Below are 17,788 nucleotides of genomic sequence, written 5' to 3'. Positions count from 1 at the left end.
CGTGATGGAACTTAGACTAGCAAACTTGTTACTGTGCCCTTAGCCTGCGACAGGGTGCTTTGCTCGGCTTTAGTCCATCGTGTGAAACTCGTTGGTCAAGCGTAGCGCAGACGGTGGGCTGAGCATTCCCCAAATTGTTGGGGAAGCGGCGAAGAGTTAGTCAAATATCGGCTCTGTCAAACGCCCTGCTTACAGCTAAGGGCGGACGATATTGAGAAACTCTAGCCTTTGGGGTTTATTTAATAGCTTGATAAATTACCTTGATTATTTAGTTACTTTGACAAAAGTAATAAATCATCTAAAAACTCACCCAAAGTTAATGCTTTGCCGTTATGTTTTATTTCTAATTTATCTAGCTATTTCGGCTCAAATACCTATTAAATGCGTCTTCAAAATCTGAACGCTTATAACCTTTTTTTCGATTATAATCTCGTCTAAGAGTTGAAGAGTAAATTTCAAATCCAGCTAACATTTTAGCAAGAGCATTTGCATTTATAGGTTTACCATGAAGCCAACTAACCCAAGGTCTTTCTTCCATTTGTATGAGGTGTGAAATGAGCTCAGCAGTAAAAATACGCTCATAATTTGTAACTTCAAATATTTCTGCTATATCTTCAAGTAGCTGTATTTGATGAGTTTTCTCATCTCTATTAAATGTAATAACCTTGTAAGCCTTGATACATTTATCAAGCCAATCACTATTTAAATTCTCAGCAACACAAAATAGTGGATGCCAATTATCCATAGCTCGATCATTTTCAATGCGTGGTAGAGATACTTTGGCAAAGCGAATATCATCCTGATGATCAACTCCCCACTTTAAAAGTTTAGATCGAATATCTAAACATTCATCCTTAAAGTTGACTGGTAAACGATCTACAATTTCATGTATAGTCTTTCTACGTAGTCGTACTTCAATTGATCTGTCCATAACTGTTCCTTGTAATGGTTTTATTGATGCAAAAACCTTAGGTGACCATGTAGAGAATTTCTTCGACTCGTAATTATCACCAACTGTTCGAATAATTACAGCTCTATTTTTTGCATGACCAGAGTTGATGATTCCTATCATGTCATCGTTTCTACCAGATACAAAAGTATCAGCTTCATCAATAAGAAGCGTTGGCTGATATTTTTCTATTAGTCGAAAAATAGCTGCTGGCGTAATGTTACTAGTTAATAGTGACTTATTAGCTAATGCCTCAATTAGATCAAGAGTAGAGCTTTTGCCACATCTGCGTTCAGGGCTGGTAATAGATAGATTGGGAAATATTCTAAATGAATTAAACACATAGGTTCCCATGATCCATAATGTAATAGTTGTATTACCACCTTCAGATAAAAATACATATCTATCAAATATATTCTCAATTTGATTAGCTAGCTCAACACCACAAACAGAACCATCAAAACAATCAATACTCTCAACAATATCATCATTTTCTTTTCTTGCTAATGTTTTGATTTTTTCTACTTGCTTAGTTACAAAAGAAGGCTTCACATTTAGCTCCTTTGCTTTCTCTTCATATATTCGCTCATATTGAAGGTCATCAAGCTTAGCTAATTCTTCAAATACAATCTGAGCATCTTTAATATTAGTTATCATATTAAGCCTCATCTCTTTGTTTAATTTTCTCATCGAGCCATTCGACTATTTCAGACTCAAGCCAAGCTACTGAGTTCTCTCCAAGCCTTATCTGTTTTGGAAACATGCCTCTAGACATATAATCGTAAATCGTTGATCGTGATAATCCTGTTAATTCTATTACAGCTCGCAATTTTATTATTTTCTTCATTCTAGTCTCCTTGAGTTCATTCTTAACGTATTTAATATTTTTAGGTCAGGAGAATTCCGACCTATGGAAAATTATGAATGAAAATTCAAACTGCTTTTGACATTAAACAGACTAAACTTTGTCAAGAAACTACTGCATTAGTTGTTGACAGAATATTTAATTCAAGATAGCGACCTTCGGTCTTTACTTGTTGCGAATATTAGAAATTAAAAATTTCAAATATTCTCACAAGTTCAGCTACTGGTTTTGTCACATAAGTTCAAATAATGGGTATACCTGCATATATCAGATAAATTAAAGCTTGTCACGATGTCACGCTTTTGAGATGACAAAATTGTTGTAATCTACTTTTAGAAAATATTCCTTATCGGTAATATTTTAGAATAAATATATCAAAAACATATATAATAATACCGTACGGTAATTAATATTATCTTTTTTGAGTTTATAACATGGATTCTTACCGATAGGGAATATGGTATGCAAAAAAATATATTTGATAGTAAAGACTTAGGTTTATTAATTAGAAAGGCTAGAAAAAAGCAAGGCTTAACTCAAGCTGATCTTGCTGGTATTTCTGGATTAGGAACTAGATTTATAGGTGAAGTTGAAAATGGTAAGAGTACAGCTCATATCGGAAAAGTTATACAACTTGCTAGTAGTTTAGGCTTAGTAATTTCTGTTGGATGTGATTGGATGGAGGATTGATAATGTCTAACCAACTAAATGTATTTTTAAAAGACATACATATTGGATATCTAAAAAAACAAGGCTCAAAACTAAGCTTTAATTATTCAAAAGAATATTTAGATTTAGAGAATGCTCAACCTATATCCATAAGCATTCCTATATCTGAAAACGAGTATGAGCATGAAGTAGTTCACCCATTTTTTTCTGGATTATTACCTGATGAGCCTGCTAGATCAAGATTAGCAAAATATTTACATATTTCTAATAAGAATACTTTTGAGCTTCTCAAAGCTATTGGTGGCGAGTGTGCTGGCGCTATATCAGTATATGATGGGCAACCATCAGTTGATAATCATACAGATAATGATTATCGTATTTTAAAGGATGACGAAGCTTATAGGCTTTTTAATGAACTTAAAGTTCGACCTTTGCTTATTGGTGAGGATGATTTTAGAATTTCTGGGGCTGGTGCTCAAGATAAGATGATGATAGCCCTGGTAGATAATCAAGTTGCTATTCCTCTACACAATACTCCATCTACTCATATTATTAAACCAGCAATTGATGGGCTAGATGATACTGTCTTTAATGAGTTTTTTTGTATGCGATTAGCTAGTGCTATGGGATTAAACACTTCAAATCCAGATATTATTTGGTTAGAAAATAATCCTTTTTATATAGTAGAGAGATATGATAGAGAAGTCTCACCTGACGGAAAAATTATTAGACTCCATCAAGAAGATTTTTGTCAAGCTTTGGATATTGAACCAGATATTAAATATCAAAATGAAGGTGGACCTTCACTTATTGACTGTTTTGAATTAATAAATACTCTTATTAAACATGGTAAGATGTCTCTAACTAATAAAGTAGCTCTGTTTGATGCTAGTATTTTCAATTTTTTAATAGGAAATGGTGATGCTCATGCAAAAAACTTTTCACTATTATATAAAAATTCGAAAATAGAGCTTGCTCCTTTGTATGATATTTTATCAACTATAATTTATGGTCAACCATATCAAAAGGCTAAAATGTCAATGAAGGTTGATAGTAAATATAAGTTTTGTCAAATACAGAAAAAACACTTTTTAGAGCTAGGTACATCTATTGGTTTTAAAGAAGCATATTGTATAAAAAGAATACAAAATATAACTAGCAAAATATTACCTATTGCAAAACAACTTCAACAAGACTTAAATACTGATAATAAATATAAATCTGAAATTTATCAAAATATTATAGGGCTTATAGAAAAAACATCAAAACAAATAAGTTAATTCAATATAGCGGTATACAAAGCATGGTATACAAAAAATCACATCAAACCTAAAGCATTGAAAATAAAGGTTTTTATTTTGTTGTTAAAATCCAGTTGCGAGTACCAGTAGTTTATCTCAACTATCGAATACACATAATCGATATCAAATTTGAAAAATCAAAACCTAATAAATTTTTCACTTCATCACTTTTTAGCAATGCTACTAAGCCTGCTTTAGTATTATCATGTTTGAATATTTTTTCTATCGTAGCGTCATTTTCAGTCAGCTGAACTTTCAAAAAATCTTTTTCTAAAAAAATTTTGCACCCTTCTTTTAAACTTGGGTGATGTGCTAGACCATATTCGTATGCTTTTAATTGATTATCATTTAATATCATATTTACAAACTCTCATCTTCTTTGATCCAACTTTGCATAGCTGTAATAAGCTCAGCAAAAATATCTGCCATTAGCAATAAATCAACTTCATGACCAACATTATCTTCTTTGTTTAAATCTTTTATACCATCTAAGAATTTAATACTTTTAAACTGTAACTTAGTATTTGCTGTCATAGCAAGCTGCTCTTTCCAAGTTACAGCTAGCTCTGTAATGTACCCTCCACTATCAATAAATGATTTGATATTATCATTCAACATCGAACTACCTTGACATGAGATATTTGCAATACTATCGCCTATAGCACTTGTTAGCTTACATTTTTCTGCAATTTCAATATCTACTGGATAAGTATCTTCGACAAGCCATTCTGTTAGAATATCCGTCTCTTCTTTGATAACAGGTTCAAACCTTGCTTCACATCTATGCAATAGATCTAAAACTTCTGTAATCTGCTTTTCTGAAACACTATCAATTATTAGATAGTTATTAGTCAGATCTAGATAACCATGAATCTTTCTAAACTTACTAAATGCTAGAGGTAGTAGCTTTTGCTCCATATCCTCTTTTATTTGTGTTTTTTCTTTTTTACTCACATATCTAGTAAGCTCTAACTCTTGAATATACTCTTGTGCTTGTTGGTTAATAACTTGAGCAGGAAGGATCTTTTCTTCAGTAAGCAAACAAAATGCAGCTAAATGATTAAACTTAAAAAGGCATTGTTCATCTTTTATAAATGGATTTGTAAAACCTCTCGAAGATTTCTGAGAATTACTACAAGGAATAAATGCGAGTTTATTCATCGAATCTTCAAAAATATCTATATTAATATCAGTAATTTTGAATGCTGTAAGATTTTTAAAAAACATAAAAAATGATTAAATATAATAAAACTGTCTCAAAATAATAAAACATCTAATCATAAAGTAAAACTATTAAACTACAAATTTAATAGTTTATATGATTTAACTATCTCAAAACTCATGACTGTTGTTGCTGTATCTGCTGGGAAATATTTGATTATAGCTATTTTGTCAAAGATAATTTTATTAGAAAATTGATATTTCAAAAGCTTGTCATGATTAGTCGCACCATACACTAAGCTAACATGAGGATCTAAATTATATTCACTTTCTATATCTAATTTTCTTACACTAGCAAAAAGATTATCTAGCTGTATAGTTTTTGATAACTTGAGATAATAATTCATAAAATAAGAGTCTCTATCTGTAGCTATACTATTAATATCTGATGAGATACTCTCATAATCAAGCTGACTTGCCCAATACCCAAAATCTTCAACAATATTTTTAGCAGAGCTAAATAGTGTTAAATGAGGTATAAATGATGGTTGCCTAGCAATATAAGAATTATAGTTGATATATCTAGCTAGAGCTAAGAGATATTTCTGTGCTGGTATTAGCCAAATACTATATTTATGAGATGACACAATTATTAACTCATTCTAACAAAAATTGTAATATTTGTTATAATAGCAAATCTTTAATTATATTAATTATGAATTTCTAGGAATAAATATGTCACAAATAGTTGTTTGCGCAATGTACAAATTTGTAACACTTGAAAATTATGAAGCTATGCGCCAGCCTCTGCTTGATACTATGATAAAAAATAATGTCAAAGGTACACTACTTCTTGCTAATGAAGGTATTAACGGTACAGTAGCAGGATCTCGTGAAGGTGTAGATGCTTTATTAGCATATCTAAAATCTGACTCTAGATTAGCTGATATTGACTACAAAGAATCTTATCATCAAGAAATGCCTTTCTATCGTTCAAAAGTAAAACTTAAAAAAGAGATTGTAACTCTTGGTATCGATGAGATTGATCCAAATAAAGTCTGCGGAAAGTATGTAGAGCCTAAATATTGGAATGCTCTTATATCAGATCCAGAGACTATACTTGTAGATACTCGTAATGATTATGAGATAGAAATAGGTACATTCAAAAATGCTATCAATCCAAGTACAGAGACTTTTAGAGAGTTTCCGGAATATGTCGACAAAAACTTAGACCCTAAAAAGCACAAAAAAGTAGCCATGTTTTGTACTGGCGGTATTAGATGTGAAAAATCTACAGCTTTAATGAAAGCTAAAGGTTTTGATGAGGTTTATCACCTAAAAGGTGGTATCTTAAAATATCTAGAAGAGATACCAAAAGAAGAATCTATGTGGGAAGGTGAATGTTTTGTATTTGACTCAAGAGTAGCTGTAAATCATGATCTTGAGAAAGGTAGCTATGATCAATGTTTTGCTTGTCGTATGCCTATCACCGAAGAGGACAAAAAACGCCCAGAGTATGTCAAAGGTATAAGCTGTCATCATTGCTATGATAATATTACAGAAGAGCAAAAAGCTCGCTTTGCAGAACGTGAAAAACAATCTCAAATAGCTGCTGAAAGAGGATTTTCACATGTTGGTGAGGATGCCAAAAAATTAGCAAAATTAAATAAACAACAAAAACAACAAGCAAAAGAGATAGCTCGTAAAAAAGCAAAAAGTAAAATTTAACTTCTAATATAAACAATCAAAATTCAAATCATATTTTTACAAGCAATTTTATACTCCTACTGTTAAAATATAATATATTTAAATATTTCTTTTAAGATAAAATTCTCAACATAAAAGGCTATAACTCTTATGCAAGAAAAAATCACACAATTTGAGAACTTTTTAACTCAACTACAACAAAAAATCACATCTACTCTTGAGCAATCTGAAACTAGCTCGGCTAAATTCATCAGTGATAAATGGCAAAAGCCAAACACTCCTGAACAAAAGCTCAAAGGCTATGGTAACTCTATGATTATAGAGGATGGCGAAATTTTTGAAAAAGGCGTTGTTGCATTCTCTAGAGTTTACGGAGATGCTTTACCACCATCAGCTACAGCAAAGAGACAAGAACTTGCTGGTAAATCATTTATTGCGACAGGTGTTTCACTAGTTATTCATCCTCGCAATCCTTTTGTACCAACATCTCATGCTAACTTTAGAATCTTTGTTGCTGGTGCAGATACAGATAATCCTATATGGTGGTTTGGTGGTGGTTTTGATCTAACCCCTTACTATCCTTTTGAGGAAGATGCTATTCATTGGCACCAAACTGCAAAAAATATTTGCGATAAGCATGATGCTAGCTACTATCCTAGTTTCAAAAAATGGTGTGATGAATACTTTTATTTAAAACATCGTGATGAATGTAGAGGCATTGGAGGGTTATTTTTTGATGATTTGAATGACAAATCTTTTGATAAATGTTTTAAATTTGTGACTGAATGTGCAAATTCATACTTAGATGCTTATATACCAATAGTAGAAAAAAGAAAAAATATCGCATATTCACAAAAGCACAAAGATTTTCAACTTTACCGTCGTGGTAGATATGTCGAATTTAATCTAGTCTTCGATAGAGGTACGATATTTGGCCTTCAAAGTGGTGGGCGTACAGAATCAATACTATCATCAATGCCACCTATGGCTACTTGGAAGTATAATTGGCAACCTGAGCCTGGTTGTGAAGAAGAAAAAGTATATGAATATATAAAGCCAAGAGATTGGATTAAATAGTGTTTACAAGTAAAAAACATATCATTTATGTGAAAAATAAATATGTTACAATAAGCTCAAATTATTAGAGGTTTTTTAAATTATGAAAATTAATTTTTGTGCAGGTCCTGCTGTTGTGCCTACATCTATAATAGAACAGTTACAACAAATGATGGTTGATTATAAAAATACTGGCGTATCTTTATTATCTATTTCACATCGTGATAAAGTTTTTGATGAAGTACACGCCTCTATTCAAAAAAATCTGAGAAGTTTACTTAACATTCCGGATAACTACTCTGTGCTTCTAATGCAAGCCGGCGCTACTGCACAATTTGCTGCTATACCTATGAATTTATCAGATAAATATAATAGAGCATTATATGTATGTAGTGGGCAATGGTCAGAAAAAGCTGCTCAAGAAGCTGCTAAATTTACGTCTGTAGATGCAGTGAAATATGATGATAATATTGCTCAAAGTTTCCAAGCTGATACATACGACTATATATATTACACAGATAATGAGACCGTAGACGGTTTTCAGATTAACAAACTTGCCAAGTCTTGCAACACAGAAATAGTTTGTGATATGTCCTCAAGCTTTTTATCAAAGCCTATAAATATTAGTGATTACGGTTTGATATATGCTGGCGCGCAGAAAAATGCTGGTATACCTGGTTTGACTATAGTTATAGTCAAAGATTCTTTAATCAAAGCCAAGAATAATATTCCAGTAGTATTTGACTATCTAGTTACTAAGAAATCAAATTCAGTTTACAACACTCCTTCTGTTATCTCATGGGTTACTTTCGAGTTGACTCTAGAATATTTAATTAACAAATTTGAAAATTTGAAAAATGTAGAAACTTTTAGTAATCAAAAGGCAAATCTACTCTACTCAGCTATAGATAATTCAAAAATTTTCAAAAATGATATCAAGCCAGAATATCGTTCTAACATGAATGTTATATTCCATTTATCGAATGAGGAATTAACCAATAAATTCCTAAGTGAGGCTAGTAAAGCTGGTTTTTATGGCTTAAAAGGACATCGAAGTGTCGGTGGCTGTAGAGCTAGTCTTTATAATGCTGTTAGTCTAGAAGATGTTGAAAAATTAGTACAATTTATGCAAGGCTTTGAGAATGAACAACTCTAAAATAATAACTGTAGATGGACCAAGTGGTGTCGGTAAAGGAACATTATCAAAAAAATTAGCAAAGTATTTTGACTATAAGCTTTTGGATAGTGGCGCAATATATAGAATAGCAGCATTACACTGCGATAATGCTGGTGCTAATCTAGATAGTGAAGATGATGTTTGTAGTAAGCTTGAATCACTAGACATATCGTTTAAAGTCGAAAATGATTCTATAATAGTCCTTCTAAATAATGCTGATGTGACTAAAGCTATCCGTACCGAACAAACTGGTATGCTAGCATCAAAAACTTCTGCATATCCAAAAGTACGCCAAATGTTACATGATAAAATGCTCTCTTTTGCAACTGATACTGGACTTGTAGCGGATGGTAGAGATATGGGTACAGTTGTTTTCCCTGATGCTAAATACAAATTCTTCTTAGACGCTAGCTCAGAAGTTAGAGCCCAAAGAAGATATGATGAGTTACTGACAAAAGGTGAAAACCCTGATTTTGATAAAATCAAAAATGATATCGAGCAAAGAGATTTTCAAGACAGAAATAGAAAAGTAGCTCCTTTGAAGCCTGCTGATGATGCTATTTTAGTTGATACTAGCAACCTATCTATCGAAGAAGTTTTCCAAAAAGTTTTAAATCATATTAACAATCTTTAATTTCGCCACACCAACAGCATAGAATATCACAACCATTAGCTCCAGAAACAACAGAGTGTTGTGAGTTAATAGGATTGATAAAAAAATCACCCTTGCTAAACTCTCCTCTTTCATCACACATAGAACCCTCTATAACATATACCCACTCAACATCTGGATGGCTATGTTGGCTTAACTTTGCATTTGGCTCTAATCTAATAAAATCTATTTGAAAGTTTCTTGAATCATCTCTAGCTAATAACTTTTTAGAAACTCCTGGCTTAAATGCCTCAAAACTGATATCTTTTAAATTTATTTTCATTTGTCTAACTCCACTCAAACTAAACGCTGCTAATAATTCTACTTTATCATAGATAAAAATAACTTTATAATTACATGATTAAAAAAGATTTTAACCAAATTAATCAATGTCTGAAATTAATTCTCTAAATAAAAAGTTAAATAAAATAATTATTGAAACAAATGGTTTATCAATATTTAATACTCTTGAACTACTAAGTTATGAGAATCTAAATAAACAAGAGTCACAATGCCTTCAAGATTTTATAAAAAAACTCAAATTATTTAATAATGATGAGCTAGATATAGAAGACTTACTAAATCATCCTATTGGTATAGCATTTTATGACTTTTTAAAGAGCTTCCCTCTTAAATATCATGAAGAACATATCCACCTAACAGGCTCTCTCTCAGCAGAGTTTATTTACCCGCGTCTCAAGAAACTTTTAGATGGTAAAAATGGTAATATCTATAGCCAAAAAATAGTAAATATCTATGGCGAAAATGCACTACCAATAAACTCTATAGGAGATGTTGAAAAACTTATAGTTTTAAAAGATGGTGAAAAATTCTCGAGATATTTAGATCTTTTGTATCTTGCAAAAATTATTCTCAATACAAAACAAGATCATATAGATGCTGCTTATCACATGGCTAGTGAACTATATCATAAATATAATGTTGGAAGTATTAGGCTTAAATTCACACTATCACGCTCTACAAGTGATGAAAAAGAAGCAATTTTGAATGAGGATTTAGCTACAGAAGAAGATGTAGTTCTAGGACTTCATGAAGGTTTTGAGAAATTCAAAGAAGAATATCCAGATTTTGGTTATGTGCTTTCTCCATCATTTAGAAAAGAAGCTAATTTTTTTGATGCTACAAAGTTTAAAACAAAAAAAGAAAGCTTTGAACACCAAGTAAACTGTCTAATCGATATATTAGAAAAGTATCCATTTCTACAGAATGTAATGAAAGATATAGATACTGTTGGTGATGAAAAAAATATCTACAAAAAAGCCCATTTTGAAACATTAAAACAAGGAATTAGAAAACTGCAATATTATGGTTTCAAAATTCGTTCGCACCACGGAGAGACTTTCCACACACTAAAAAAAGGTGTTCAAGCAGTTGATAATGCTCTAAATATTTGGAATATTGATACGCTAGAGCATGGTCTATCAATAGGTATCAATCCAAACTACTACTTTCAAAGATTGCTACAAAAGGTTCTAAAACTTAATCAAAATTCTCAACCTCTTGATGACAAATCTATGGAATATCGAGAGATACAAGAAATTCATTGGAATGAAAATAACTCTTCAATTAGAGATAAAATCACAAATGGAATAAAACTAAATTCTGATGAAGTTTTAGAATTTACAAAAATAAAATTCCATACAGCTATTGAAATAGAAAGATATCAACACGATGTTTTAAATAGAATTATCAGTAAAGATATTGGTGTTGTTGGTCTTCCTTCTTCAAATCTCAAATTAACTACAGCTATTCCAGACTACAAAGACCACCCTTTTAGCTGGTGGGAGAAAAAAGGTATCAAACTGGGTATTGGCACAGATAACTACATTACTTTAGATACAAACTATATTAGAGAAATGCTGATTATTTTATTTTCTGATGCACATAATCTAAAAATTACTAAATTACTAATGGTTGCTTGTAAAGAAAATAGACGAGCTTATATTAGTAGCCTACTCTGGAAGATGAATAAGAAATAAGTCTTATTTAGTATTTTGAAGAGCTTTTTTGACCTTAACTCTATAGTTTTTATCCGCTTGAGCAAACTGGTCAAGCATTATTTCTTGAATCTCTTGATTAGCATGTACCAATCCTTCTGCAATATTACTAGCTAACTGTTGCTGTTGAGATTCACTCATTAATCTAAAGAGATCTCCAGCTTGTGAATAGTTATCTTCTCCTTGAGCATCATAATAATCAATATAACCATCTATTTTTAAAGGTGGTTCTATATATTGCTTAGTATCTGAAGGAGAATCAGAATGTGCATTTGGATAAAAATTAGGTACATCCGCTTGTGATATATTAAGAGCTGTACCAGCCATTGCTCCATCACGCTGATAATTATGCATGGGACATTTTGAAGCATTTACCGGTATATGACTTGCATTTACACCTACTCGATATCTATGGGCATCTTGATAAGCTAGTAATCTAGCTTGTAACATCTTATCCGGAGATGCACCAACACCAGGTACTAGGTTATTAGGAGCAAAAGTAGCTTGCTCTACTTCAGCGAAATAATTATTAACATTACGATTTAACTCTAAAACACCTATTTTTTGGAGTGGCAAATCTTTATGAGACCAAACCTTGGTCAAATCAAAAGGATTTATTTTATATTGTTTTGCTTGATCCTCAGTCATAATTTGTAATTTAACATCCCACCTGGGATAGTTACCACTCTTTATAGCATCAAACAAATCTTTTTGAGCTCCATAGCTTGGTTGTTTAGCTGCTTCTTTATTTGTAAGATTTTTAATTCCTTGTTGTGTTTTAAAATGCCATTTAACCCAAAAACGCTCACCCTTTTCATTATAAATGCTTAATGTATGTGAGCTAAATAAATGCATATGTCTATAGTTCTTTGGAATACCTCTATCAGACATCAATATTGTCATTTGATGCAAAGACTGTGGATTTTTTGACCAAAATTCAAACTGGGCTGCAGGATCTGGTAAGTTAGTTTGAGGATTCTTTTTTTGAGAATGAATAAAATCAGGAAATTTACTAGGATCTCTTATGAAAAATACTGGAGTATTGTTACCTACAATATCAAAATTACCTTGCTTGGTATAAAATCTAATAGCTGCGCCACGCACATCCCTAACATAATCACTTGAATCTTGACCTCCTCCAACAGTAGAAAAACGTACAAAAACCTCAGCCTGTTTGTTCTGATCTATTAAAAAATCTGCTACTGTCAAATCTGATAAGTCTTTTTCAAGAGTAAAAGTACCATATGCACCAGTACCTCTTGCATGTACTACACGCTCAGGAATTCTCTCGCGATTAAAATGTGCTAACTTCTCAAATAATCGAAAATTATCAAATGTGAGTGAACCATTTTTACCTGCACTAATACTTGTATTATCATCAGGTACTGGAGCACCATTTGCTGTAGTTAATATTTTGTTCATGTTTTCTCCTCATTAGATAAATATCGATTACTTATATCACAAGTATAACAATAATTATCAGATATAATCGTAAAAGTAATTACTAACTAAAATAGTATATAAATTGGTCAATATTATTAGGAACTTCAAATGCAGAATAGTTTTTTGATAATTAAAAATTAATAACCAACTTTTATAACAATTCCATTAGCTAGACCAGCTACTGATTTTAGATATGCGTTAGCTACCTTTTCTGCTTCTACAGCTTCATAACCCACAAAGAATGGTCCATACTTTGCTAATGCTTCTTTGACTACAGTTGGGCTAACAGTGTTAATACGGAAATCTTTATATTCAAGAGCTGCTGCTTTTACAAATCCTTCTACTGCAGCATTAACAGTGGCTGCTGCAACACCCAAAGCAATTGGCTCAACATTTAATATCCCAGTAGTTAGAGTGAATGAACCACCTTTATTAATATATTTTGCACCAATTTGCACTAGATTAATTTGCCCAAGTAGCTTATTTCTAAAACTAAAATTCCAATCTTCTTGAGTTAGTTCATCAACAGCTTTAAAAGCAACTTTACCAGTAGTAGATATTAAAGCATCAAAAGAACCTACTTTTTCAAAGAAATTCTCGATAGATTCCATATCTTCGATATCAATATGGTGTGAGTCATTACTTCCACTAAATGTTGCGGGAATAACTTCATAACCAGCACTAATAAACTTATTAAAAGTTGCTGACCCTATTACTCCGCTAGCACCTATTAGAACTACTTTTTTGCTCATTAAAGACTCCGTTTATCGCTATTTAGCTTCTAAATATTTTAGAAGATTCTCAGGAGAAGACTCTCCATAAGGATCATCTTCAGCATTATCACGCTTACCTGGCTCTACAAACATCTTTTCGATTTCGTGATTATTAACGATCATCGCATATCTCCAAGACCTTTTACCAAAGCCTAGGTTTGATTTGTCTACTAACATATCTAAAGCTTCTGTAAACTCACCATTACCATCAGGAATCGGTTTAATATTTTTAACATCTAAAGCCTGTATCCACTTATTCATTACAAAGCTATCATTTACAGATAAAACATAAATCTCATCTATTCCTAGCTCTTTAAACCTAGCTGCATTATTTTCAAAACCTGGTAACTGATAAGTAGAACAAGTTGGAGTAAATGCCCCTGGCAATGAAAAAACTATTACTCTTTTGTTATCAAAAATATCTGCAGATGTAACATCTTGCCATCTAAATGGATTTGATCCACCGATACTTTCATCTCTTACTCTAGTTTTAAAAGTTACATTAGGAACTCTTTTAGTCATATCTAACTCCTTTTTTGTTAAGTTACACTGATATTGTATTACTTTGACAGATAATTTAAAATATATAATCTTTATAGAAACTATAAGCTTTACTTATATGAATACTCGTACTCTTGAATATATCATTTCCGTATATGAAACTAAAAGCTTTATTACAGCATCAGAAAAGTGCTATGTTAGTCAACCAGCTCTAAGTATGCAAATAAAAAAATTTGAGGAACTAATCGGTATTCAAATCTTTGAGCGTGGTACGAAACAAGTTTTAATTACAAAAGCTGGTATGAAAATAGTTAATCAAGCTTATAAAATTTTAGATGAAGTAAAAAATTTAAAAAAGATATCCGAACTACATTTAAATAATGGAAAAATAAGCATATCAATAGGAGCATTCCCAACATTATGCCCATACTTGATGCCAAAAGTTTTACCTGAAATCAAAAAAGAATTTCCGAATCTAAGTATCTCTATAATTGAAGAAAAAACTGATACGCTTGTAAATATGCTTGATCAAGGTAAGATCGACTTTGCTCTTTTGGCGACTCCTACGGATAACTATCAGTTTAAAAGAAAAAAAGTTTTTGATGATAAATTCTATGTAGCCGTGGCAAAGACTAATCCACTAGCAAAAAATAAAAAAATTTGTATAACTGAGATTGTTAAACAAAATCTTATGTTGCTTGATGAAGGACACTGTCTAAGAGATCAAACATTGAAATTGTGTTCATTAAAAGATTTTAATAATAATGACTTCAAAGGCAGCAGCTTAGAAACTCTAAGACAGATGGTATCTATTGATGAAGGTGTTACATTAATTCCTAAGACAGCTTGTACTAAAGCTGAAAATGTTAAATATATCGATATTGATAACGGTGATTTCTTCAGAGAAATAGATTTAGTTATGCGTAAAAGCTCGATTTATGAAGATTTATTTATAAAAATTAGTGAAATAATTTCAAATACTGTTAAACATTAGTTCTTTTGGTTTCTATAAAAGTCATCATTCCTGAATGCATATGATAAAGCATATGACAGTGAATAAACCATTTTCCTAACTCATTTGCTTTTAGTGCTATGGTTACGCTAGATTTAGGCTCTACATATAATGTATCTCTTATAACCCCATCATCTATAGATTTTCCGTTAATTTTAACAACTTTAAAATCATGACCATGAATGTGTATAGGATGAGGCATCTCTGTCTCATTATCTATTTCAAACAAATACGTCTTACCATATTTTAACTCTATAGGAGTGACATTTGGCCATGTCTGATCATTAATTTTCCAAACATAATCCTTCATATTACCTGTTAGTTTTAAATCTATAGTTTTTTCAACATTATCTACTTTGATAGAATCTTTTTTGGGATGTAACATCTCTAGTTGTTTATAATTAAAAGCCCCTAAATCGATACTTGCTTCTTTAGAAACTGTAAGGTCTTCATTACTTTTATCAGTAGTTAAGATAATTCCTGTTTGTTTTTTCTGCCCTTCAACTTGACCTAAAATAGGAAAAGTTCCTGCTTTAGGAATTGTAACCTCAATATCCATCCTTTGGGCAATTGCTAACTGAAAAATATTACTCTGATAAGGTTTAACATCTACTCCATCTACAGCAATAACCTTGCCTTTTAAATCACCTAAATTTATCCAGAAATTTGTCGATGCAGAACCATTTATAAACCTTAATCTGTATGTTTGACCTGGTATGACAGTTTTAATCTCAGGATTATCATCTGTTTTGTAATTAGTTAAAAAATCATCATACTCAACATCGTTTAAATCCATCTGCATATTTGGCTTCATATCCATATCACCCTTATGCATATGGTGCATATGATCATTACTATTACTATTATCATTATGTTTTAAATCACTCATTATTTTTTCAGGTTTCTTAAAACTGAAATCCTGAAACATCACAACAATATCATTTTTATTATTATAGTTTTTTGGATAAATTATTAGTGGTGCCTCTACATATGTTTGCTCTTGAAAGCCATAGTGAGAATGCATCCAAAATGTTCCACTTTGATTTAGTTTAAACTTATAGGAATATGAGTTATTAGGCTTAATATATTCTTGTGTCAGTTCTGTACCATCATCTTTATTTGGTAATAGCAAGCCATGCCAATGTAGAACAATAGGCTCTTTTAATTTATTTTTGACAGTAACATTAAACTCATCACCAATTGTTGCATAATAACCCCAAGTCCCATCTGACTGTTCTATAGTATTTACAGATATATTTTTTCCATCTACTTTTAGATTTTTATCTATAACGAATAATTCTGTGCTATTACTATTTGTGTAAGGATAAATAGCTACTATAGATGCTAATGTTATAAAAATGATTAATATAGCTGTTACTTTAGTTCTTTGTTTCATTTGTATAACCTTTATAAAAACAACATCCAAATACCCATAGCGATCATCATTATATTTTCAGTTAATGATAAAAAGCCAAGAGGCACATTACTATCTCCGCCAACACATGCACACTTTAAATCACGTTTTTGGATATATACAGCATAAAATACAGATATAGCTCCAATTAGACCAATGATAATAGCTATTATGGCTGCTAAATAACTGAATATCGATGCAACTATACATATTCCAACAAATGCTTCTGCAAATGGATAAATATATGAATATCGTACATATTTCATTGCCAATAAATCATAAGTAATAAATTGGTCTGAAAAACTATCTAAATTTTGAAGTTTTAGTGTTGCTAAGAAAGAAATACTTAAGCCCATGAATAATTTTATAACTAGCAAATCAAAAATATTACCCAATATAGAATAACTATATGCTAGTGCTAATAAAAAAGTCATTACAAATACAGCTAATACTGGCTTATAAGATTTTTCTTTTTTATCTTTTGCTAAATTAAAAAACTTAAGTAAATCATCATATCCCCCTATTTTATTTTCACCTATAAATATTTGAGGTGTAGTTTTTACATTATATTTAGCTTTAAAATCATCTATCTCTTGTCTATTTTTAAGATGAATATCTTTTATTGAGTAACCTTTACGTCTTAATAAATCCTTTGCCTTAATACCAAAGGGACATATATGCTTATCAGTAACCATTCTATAAATAGTTACTTGTGATTTACTCATTACTCTCTCCTTACTCGTATTTTTTAAGCAGCTTCATTAATTCAGATATTCTTTGATCTAAAGATATATCTGCATCCTGGTGACAAGATTTTTCTAAGCAAGACTTCATATGTGTTTCTAGAATTGCTAACTCAATAGATTTTAATGCACTACGAGCGGCTTTTAACTGTATGATTATATCCACACAGTAACGCTCATCGTTGATCATATTTTTAATCGCTTCAACTTGACCAGTAACTCTATTTAATTTACCAAGTTGTTTTTTATGGCAAGGATTAGACATTTTCTTTAATCTCAATATACCCTATATAGGTATATTTTATCAAAGATAAATATCTATGTATCTTTTATATAGTAAGAAAAAT

The 17,788-nt window shown here is 31.2% G+C and carries 20 protein-coding genes; 8 read left to right on the top strand and 12 right to left on the bottom strand.

Going from position 1 to position 17,788, the window contains the following annotated elements; translation table 11 throughout:
• Positions 1 to 352 precede the first annotated feature (352 nt).
• Both ACKTR7_RS00485 and ACKTR7_RS00480 read right to left on the bottom strand, forming a co-directional pair.
• Positions 353 to 1,606: a DUF3631 domain-containing protein gene (locus tag ACKTR7_RS00485; RefSeq protein WP_407876525.1), complete on the bottom strand. Its 1,254-nt coding sequence runs from the start codon at positions 1,604 to 1,606 to the stop codon at positions 353 to 355.
• A 1-nt stretch (position 1,607) separates the two neighbouring features.
• Entirely contained in the window at positions 1,608 to 1,796 is a 189-nt protein-coding gene (locus ACKTR7_RS00480; protein ID WP_407876524.1) for a helix-turn-helix transcriptional regulator, read from the bottom strand.
• A gap of 480 nt (positions 1,797 to 2,276) precedes the next feature.
• Between ACKTR7_RS00480 and ACKTR7_RS00475 the strand changes: the two genes are divergently transcribed.
• Both ACKTR7_RS00475 and ACKTR7_RS00470 read left to right on the top strand, forming a co-directional pair.
• A complete protein-coding gene (locus tag ACKTR7_RS00475; RefSeq protein ID WP_071304258.1) occupies positions 2,277 to 2,504 on the top strand; it encodes a helix-turn-helix transcriptional regulator in 228 nt (75 codons plus the stop codon).
• Positions 2,505 to 2,506: 2 nt separating this feature from the next.
• Complete coding sequence (locus ACKTR7_RS00470; protein WP_407876523.1) at positions 2,507 to 3,763, top strand: type II toxin-antitoxin system HipA family toxin; 1,257 nt, start codon at positions 2,507 to 2,509, stop codon at positions 3,761 to 3,763.
• 121 nt (positions 3,764 to 3,884) lie between these two features.
• Here the strand turns inward: ACKTR7_RS00470 and ACKTR7_RS00465 are convergent, their stop codons facing one another.
• The 3 genes from ACKTR7_RS00465 to ACKTR7_RS00455 form a co-directional block, all read right to left on the bottom strand.
• The gene (locus ACKTR7_RS00465) at positions 3,885 to 4,142 is read right to left on the bottom strand and encodes a hypothetical protein (protein WP_222830844.1); all 258 of its coding nucleotides are present in this window, start codon (positions 4,140 to 4,142) and stop codon (positions 3,885 to 3,887) included.
• Between the two features lie 2 nt (positions 4,143 to 4,144).
• Positions 4,145 to 5,011 (bottom strand): recombination-associated protein RdgC, encoded by an 867-nt coding sequence (locus ACKTR7_RS00460; RefSeq protein WP_407876522.1) that lies wholly within the window; start codon positions 5,009 to 5,011, stop codon positions 4,145 to 4,147.
• Between the two features lie 71 nt (positions 5,012 to 5,082).
• A complete protein-coding gene (locus tag ACKTR7_RS00455; RefSeq protein WP_407876521.1) occupies positions 5,083 to 5,592 on the bottom strand; it encodes a hypothetical protein in 510 nt (169 codons plus the stop codon).
• An 88-nt stretch (positions 5,593 to 5,680) separates the two neighbouring features.
• Between ACKTR7_RS00455 and trhO the strand changes: the two genes are divergently transcribed.
• From trhO to cmk, 4 genes are all read left to right on the top strand, one after another.
• The gene (gene trhO, locus ACKTR7_RS00450) at positions 5,681 to 6,673 is read left to right on the top strand and encodes an oxygen-dependent tRNA uridine(34) hydroxylase TrhO (RefSeq protein ID WP_407876520.1); all 993 of its coding nucleotides are present in this window, start codon (positions 5,681 to 5,683) and stop codon (positions 6,671 to 6,673) included.
• A gap of 129 nt (positions 6,674 to 6,802) precedes the next feature.
• Positions 6,803 to 7,729, top strand: coding sequence for an oxygen-dependent coproporphyrinogen oxidase (gene hemF, locus ACKTR7_RS00445; RefSeq protein ID WP_407876519.1), 927 nt, complete (start codon positions 6,803 to 6,805; stop codon positions 7,727 to 7,729).
• Between the two features lie 82 nt (positions 7,730 to 7,811).
• Entirely contained in the window at positions 7,812 to 8,864 is a 1,053-nt protein-coding gene (gene serC, locus ACKTR7_RS00440; protein ID WP_407876518.1) for a 3-phosphoserine/phosphohydroxythreonine transaminase, read from the top strand.
• Positions 8,851 to 9,519, top strand: a complete 669-nt coding sequence (cmk, locus tag ACKTR7_RS00435) for a (d)CMP kinase (RefSeq protein ID WP_407876517.1) — start codon at positions 8,851 to 8,853, stop codon at positions 9,517 to 9,519. The genes serC and cmk overlap by 14 nt, the downstream gene beginning before the upstream one ends.
• On the opposite strand, the gene ACKTR7_RS00430 is transcribed toward cmk, so the two are convergent.
• Positions 9,506 to 9,820 (bottom strand): cupin domain-containing protein, encoded by a 315-nt coding sequence (locus ACKTR7_RS00430; protein WP_044526079.1) that lies wholly within the window; start codon positions 9,818 to 9,820, stop codon positions 9,506 to 9,508. The two genes, cmk and ACKTR7_RS00430, sit on opposite strands and share 14 nt — an antisense overlap.
• A gap of 106 nt (positions 9,821 to 9,926) precedes the next feature.
• Here ACKTR7_RS00430 and ACKTR7_RS00425 point away from each other — a divergent pair, with 106 nt between their 5' ends.
• A complete protein-coding gene (locus ACKTR7_RS00425; RefSeq protein ID WP_407876516.1) occupies positions 9,927 to 11,537 on the top strand; it encodes an amidohydrolase family protein in 1,611 nt (536 codons plus the stop codon).
• A gap of 3 nt (positions 11,538 to 11,540) precedes the next feature.
• On the opposite strand, the gene ACKTR7_RS00420 is transcribed toward ACKTR7_RS00425, so the two are convergent.
• From ACKTR7_RS00420 to ACKTR7_RS00410, 3 genes are all read right to left on the bottom strand, one after another.
• Positions 11,541 to 12,977, bottom strand: coding sequence for a catalase (locus tag ACKTR7_RS00420; RefSeq protein WP_407876515.1), 1,437 nt, complete (start codon positions 12,975 to 12,977; stop codon positions 11,541 to 11,543).
• Between the two features lie 158 nt (positions 12,978 to 13,135).
• A complete protein-coding gene (locus ACKTR7_RS00415; RefSeq protein ID WP_407876514.1) occupies positions 13,136 to 13,750 on the bottom strand; it encodes a short chain dehydrogenase in 615 nt (204 codons plus the stop codon).
• Between the two features lie 18 nt (positions 13,751 to 13,768).
• Positions 13,769 to 14,293 (bottom strand): peroxiredoxin, encoded by a 525-nt coding sequence (locus ACKTR7_RS00410; protein WP_004287651.1) that lies wholly within the window; start codon positions 14,291 to 14,293, stop codon positions 13,769 to 13,771.
• A gap of 97 nt (positions 14,294 to 14,390) precedes the next feature.
• On the opposite strand from ACKTR7_RS00410, the gene oxyR reads away from it, so the two are divergent.
• Positions 14,391 to 15,266, top strand: a complete 876-nt coding sequence (gene oxyR / locus ACKTR7_RS00405; RefSeq protein ID WP_407876513.1) for an oxidative stress transcriptional regulator OxyR — start codon at positions 14,391 to 14,393, stop codon at positions 15,264 to 15,266.
• Here oxyR and ACKTR7_RS00400 read toward each other — a convergent pair.
• From ACKTR7_RS00400 to ACKTR7_RS00390, 3 genes are read right to left on the bottom strand one after another with little or no spacing between them, the layout of a single operon-like run.
• Positions 15,256 to 16,680 carry a multicopper oxidase family protein gene (locus tag ACKTR7_RS00400; RefSeq protein ID WP_407876512.1) on the bottom strand — a complete coding sequence of 475 codons (1,425 nt, stop codon included), beginning with the start codon at positions 16,678 to 16,680 and terminating at the stop codon, positions 15,256 to 15,258. The two genes, oxyR and ACKTR7_RS00400, sit on opposite strands and share 11 nt — an antisense overlap.
• A gap of 11 nt (positions 16,681 to 16,691) precedes the next feature.
• Positions 16,692 to 17,423 (bottom strand): MauE/DoxX family redox-associated membrane protein, encoded by a 732-nt coding sequence (locus ACKTR7_RS00395; protein WP_407876511.1) that lies wholly within the window; start codon positions 17,421 to 17,423, stop codon positions 16,692 to 16,694.
• 10 nt (positions 17,424 to 17,433) lie between these two features.
• Positions 17,434 to 17,706 carry a metal-sensitive transcriptional regulator gene (locus ACKTR7_RS00390; protein ID WP_012280937.1) on the bottom strand — a complete coding sequence of 91 codons (273 nt, stop codon included), beginning with the start codon at positions 17,704 to 17,706 and terminating at the stop codon, positions 17,434 to 17,436.
• Positions 17,707 to 17,788: the final 82 nt, after the last annotated feature.

This window comes from Francisella sciaenopsi, assembly GCF_045862875.1.
Taxonomy (GTDB): Bacteria; Pseudomonadota; Gammaproteobacteria; order Francisellales; family Francisellaceae; genus Francisella; species Francisella sciaenopsi.
Note: the sequence above shows the minus strand (reverse complement) of the source record. Positions and strands in the feature narration are given on the sequence as shown.